Source organism: Hyphomonas sp., from assembly GCF_013823385.1.
Taxonomy (GTDB): domain Bacteria; phylum Pseudomonadota; class Alphaproteobacteria; order Caulobacterales; family Hyphomonadaceae; genus Hyphomonas.
This window is the reverse complement of the sequence record NZ_PNMA01000088.1, coordinates 1-3,465: the sequence shown is the minus strand read 5'-3', so window position 1 is coordinate 3,465 and position 3,465 is coordinate 1. Positions and strand designations below refer to the sequence as shown.

Below are 3,465 nucleotides of genomic sequence, written 5' to 3'. Positions count from 1 at the left end.
TTCCCACAGCCGGTTACGTCCGCACGTCCACCCTTGAGGAAGCCCGTGCCGCCCTCGCCCGCTTTGAAGCGCCCTATGTGCTCAAGGCCGATGGCCTCGCCGCGGGCAAGGGCGTGGTGATCGCCGAGACGCGTACCGAGGCGGAAGACGCGCTCGCCGACATGTTCGGCGGGGCTTTCGGCGGCGCAGGTGCACAGGTGGTGATCGAGGAATTCATGGAAGGCGAGGAAGCGAGCTTCTTCGCCCTCACCGATGGCACCGCGATTGTCCCCTTCGGCTCGGCGCAGGATCACAAGCGCGTGGGCGATGGCGATACGGGCCCCAACACCGGCGGCATGGGCGCCTATTCCCCCGCTCCGGTGCTGACGAGCGAATTGCAGGCCCGCGTGATGGCCGAGATCATCGAACCCACGGTGCGGACGATGCGCGCGGAGGGCAAACCCTATCAGGGCGTGCTCTTCGCCGGGCTGATGCTTACGCCTGAGGGCCCCAAGCTGATCGAATACAACGCCCGCTTCGGCGATCCCGAATGCCAGGTGCTGATGATGCGGCTCCAGAGCGATCTGGTGCCGATCCTGCTCGCCTGCGCGCAAGGCACGCTGGAGGGCACCGAGATCGCCTTCCGCCCGGAGACCGCGCTTACCGTGGTGATGGCCGCGAAAGGCTACCCCGGCACCCCCGAGAAGGGCGGCGCCATCGCACTGAACGATGCCGAGGCCGAGGGCGCCAAGGTCTTCCACGCAGGCACCGCGCTGAAGGACGGCGCGCTGGTGGCGAACGGGGGCCGGGTGCTCGCCGTCACCGCGACTGGCGCGAGCGTCACCGAAGCGCAGGCCAAGGCCTATGCGGCGGTCGACAAGATCGCGTTCCCGAGCGGCTTCTGCCGCCGTGACATCGGCTGGCGGGAAGTGGCGCGGGAAGCCGAAGGCGAGCGCCCTCACGTGGCTTGAGTGCCAGTCGCGTCACGCCAGACAATTCCGACCGCTTTGCCGCGTGTTCGGAAAAAAGCCGCCGTTCGGGAAGCGACCCCATAACGGTCATTGCAACCCTCGTCTCTTTAGTGCTTTTCAAAGCCTAAGAAGCTCTGATAGCGTCGAAATCTCACAGGATTGGAGGCTTGGAATGCGCATTGCAGCGCTTTCGTTGTTAGCGTTGGTGAGCCAAGCCTGCGCTCCCATGGAGGATGTAAAGACTGTGCCGGTTTCACGAACCACCGTTAAGGTCGATCAACGGATCGAGCTTATGGGTGTCATACAGCTTCTGTCCGGCTATTTCCTCGTCTCCTATCTCGATTCCGGATACAAGCGCGACGCAGCGAGCTTCTTTGCAGCATGCTCCGACCATGCTGCGGTGACGAAATTTTCGAAGCTTTCTGCAGCCGGGTTCGACTTCAACAATGTCCCTGAAGCCTTCATCTCGCTTTCGGAGCCTCCGGAGCTGCAGCCTCGGTTCCCGTTGGGCGACAGCGTGATCGCCAGCGCTGGCGGTGCGGAGAGCCTTGGCGATTTCTGGGCCTCCGCCCGTGATTTCGCGCAGGACTGTCGGTTCGAGGAATTCTATGCCTCCCATCAGTCGGAATACGAGCGCATGGTCGCACAGTCTCGTCCGACGGTGGTGGCTTCAACGAGTTCCTTGGTCGCCTACTTGGGGACACCGCTCGGCTCGACACAAGTTATTCTGGGACCGCTTCTCCACGATGGCGGCTTTGCCTCGCGGATCGACAACGAGGGAGGGCAGGCGGCTGCATTTGCTTTTATCGGGCCGAACGCGATCACGGCAGGTTCCGTTGATTTCGGAGATGCAGCACGGCTTCAGCCCCTAGTGGCCCACGAGTTTGCCCATACCGTAATCAACCCGCTGACGGCGAGCCATGCCTCACGTGTCGCCGCAACGGCGGAGAACTTCGGGCCGCTTCGCGATGCAATGCGCCGTGAAGGCTATTCCAGTTGGGACCAGGTCATCAATGAGAGCATAATCAGGGCGATTACATCGCGGCTCACGGCCGCCGATCGGGGAGAAGAGGCTGCGAATGCCGAGGTCGCCGAGGAGGTGAAGCGCGGCTTCGTCTATGTTCCCGCGCTCGTGGACGAACTCCGGCGATACGAGAAGAACCGCAGTGCTAACGCGGACATCGCAGATATCTACCCCAGCCTCTTAGGTGTTTTCAGGCTGTCATCAGCAGAGCTTTTATCTTCGTTAGATGTCAGCAGCAGGTAAAGAGCTGAAAAGCCGCCATTCCGGAATCCACCCACTTCCAGTCATTCGCGCAAGCGGTGCGAATGCCCGAAAGCGGACATGGCGGGGATGATGCACCCTTGAGCTGACGACAACGCGCGCCCCATCCGTTGCAATTCCATGACGCATCGCTAGGCGGGCTGTGTCTGCGCCAACGGGGGATTCGCACTTCCATGAAGATCATGTCCGGCAATTCGAACCTGCCGCTCGCCCGCGCGATTGCGGCCTATCTCGAAATCCCGCTGACCGATGCCAGCGTGCGGCGTTTCGCCGACGAGGAGGTGTTCGTCGAGATCCACGAGAATGTGCGCGGGGAGGACGTGTTCGTCGTCCAACCGACCAATTTCCCGGCGAACGACAACCTCATGGAACTGCTGATCTGCATCGACGCGCTGCGCCGCGCCTCGGCCAAGCGGATCACCGCAGTGGTGCCCTATTTCGGCTATGCGCGGCAGGATCGCAAGCCGGGCCCGCGCACGCCGATCTCGGCCAAGCTGGTGGCGAACCTGATTACCGAGGCGGGGGCTGACCGGATGCTGGCGGTGGATCTCCACGCCGGGCAGATCCAGGGCTTCTTCGATATCCCGACCGACAACCTCTATGCCGCGCCCGTGATGGCCGCCGACATTCAGGCGCGGTATGGCGATCAGCAGCTGATGGTGGTCTCGCCCGACGTCGGCGGCGTGGTGCGTGCCCGCGCGCTGGCCAAGCGGCTCGACAACGCCCCGCTCGCGATCGTCGACAAGCGCCGCGACCGTCCGGGCGAAAGCGAAGTCATGAACATCATCGGCGACGTTGCGGGGCGGCACTGCATACTGATCGACGACATCGTCGATTCGGGCGGCACGCTGTGCAACGCGGCCGAGGCGCTGCTCGAGGGCGGGGCCAAGTCGGTCGCGGCCTATATCACCCACGGCGTGCTGTCGGGCGGCGCGGTGGCGCGGATCAACGGGTCGAGCCTCAAGGAGCTGGTGATCACCGATTCGATCCGCCCGACCGAGGCCGCCGAAGCCTCCGACCGCATCCGCATCCTCCCCATCGCCCCGCTGGTGGGCGAGGCAATCCGGCGGATTGCGGATGAAAGCTCGGTCAGCTCGCTGTTCGATTGATGTTTGACCCTGCCGAGGTGCGAGGGCTGCTGATTGAAGCCGCCCGCGCGCGGCAGGTCTTCACCTACGGCGCGCTGCTCGGCATTCTCGGCCACACCTTTACCCGCCCGCTGATGCGGCA

The 3,465-nt window shown here is 63.7% G+C and carries 3 protein-coding genes; all 3 read left to right on the top strand.

The features are described 5' to 3' along the window. Window positions 1-950: phosphoribosylamine--glycine ligase (purD, locus tag C0456_RS19805; protein ID WP_291056194.1), on the top strand; the 950-nt coding region annotated here is incomplete at its 5' end. A gap of 172 nt (window positions 951-1,122) precedes the next feature. Then, on the top strand, window positions 1,123-2,217 hold the full coding sequence (locus C0456_RS19800) for a DUF4932 domain-containing protein (protein WP_291056191.1): 1,095 nt from the start codon (window positions 1,123-1,125) through the stop codon (window positions 2,215-2,217). Window positions 2,218-2,408: 191 nt separating this feature from the next. Further along, window positions 2,409-3,344: a ribose-phosphate pyrophosphokinase gene (locus tag C0456_RS19795; protein WP_291056188.1), complete on the top strand. Its 936-nt coding sequence runs from the start codon at window positions 2,409-2,411 to the stop codon at window positions 3,342-3,344. Window positions 3,345-3,465: the final 121 nt, after the last annotated feature.

What these genes read in the sequence shown, in the direction of transcription:
- C0456_RS19795 (WP_291056188.1), top strand. Translation starts at nt 2,409, where the DNA reads ATGAAGATCATGTCCGGCAATTCGAACCTGCCGCTCGCCCGCGCGATT.
- C0456_RS19800 (WP_291056191.1), top strand. Translation starts at nt 1,123, where the DNA reads ATGCGCATTGCAGCGCTTTCGTTGTTAGCGTTGGTGAGCCAAGCCTGC.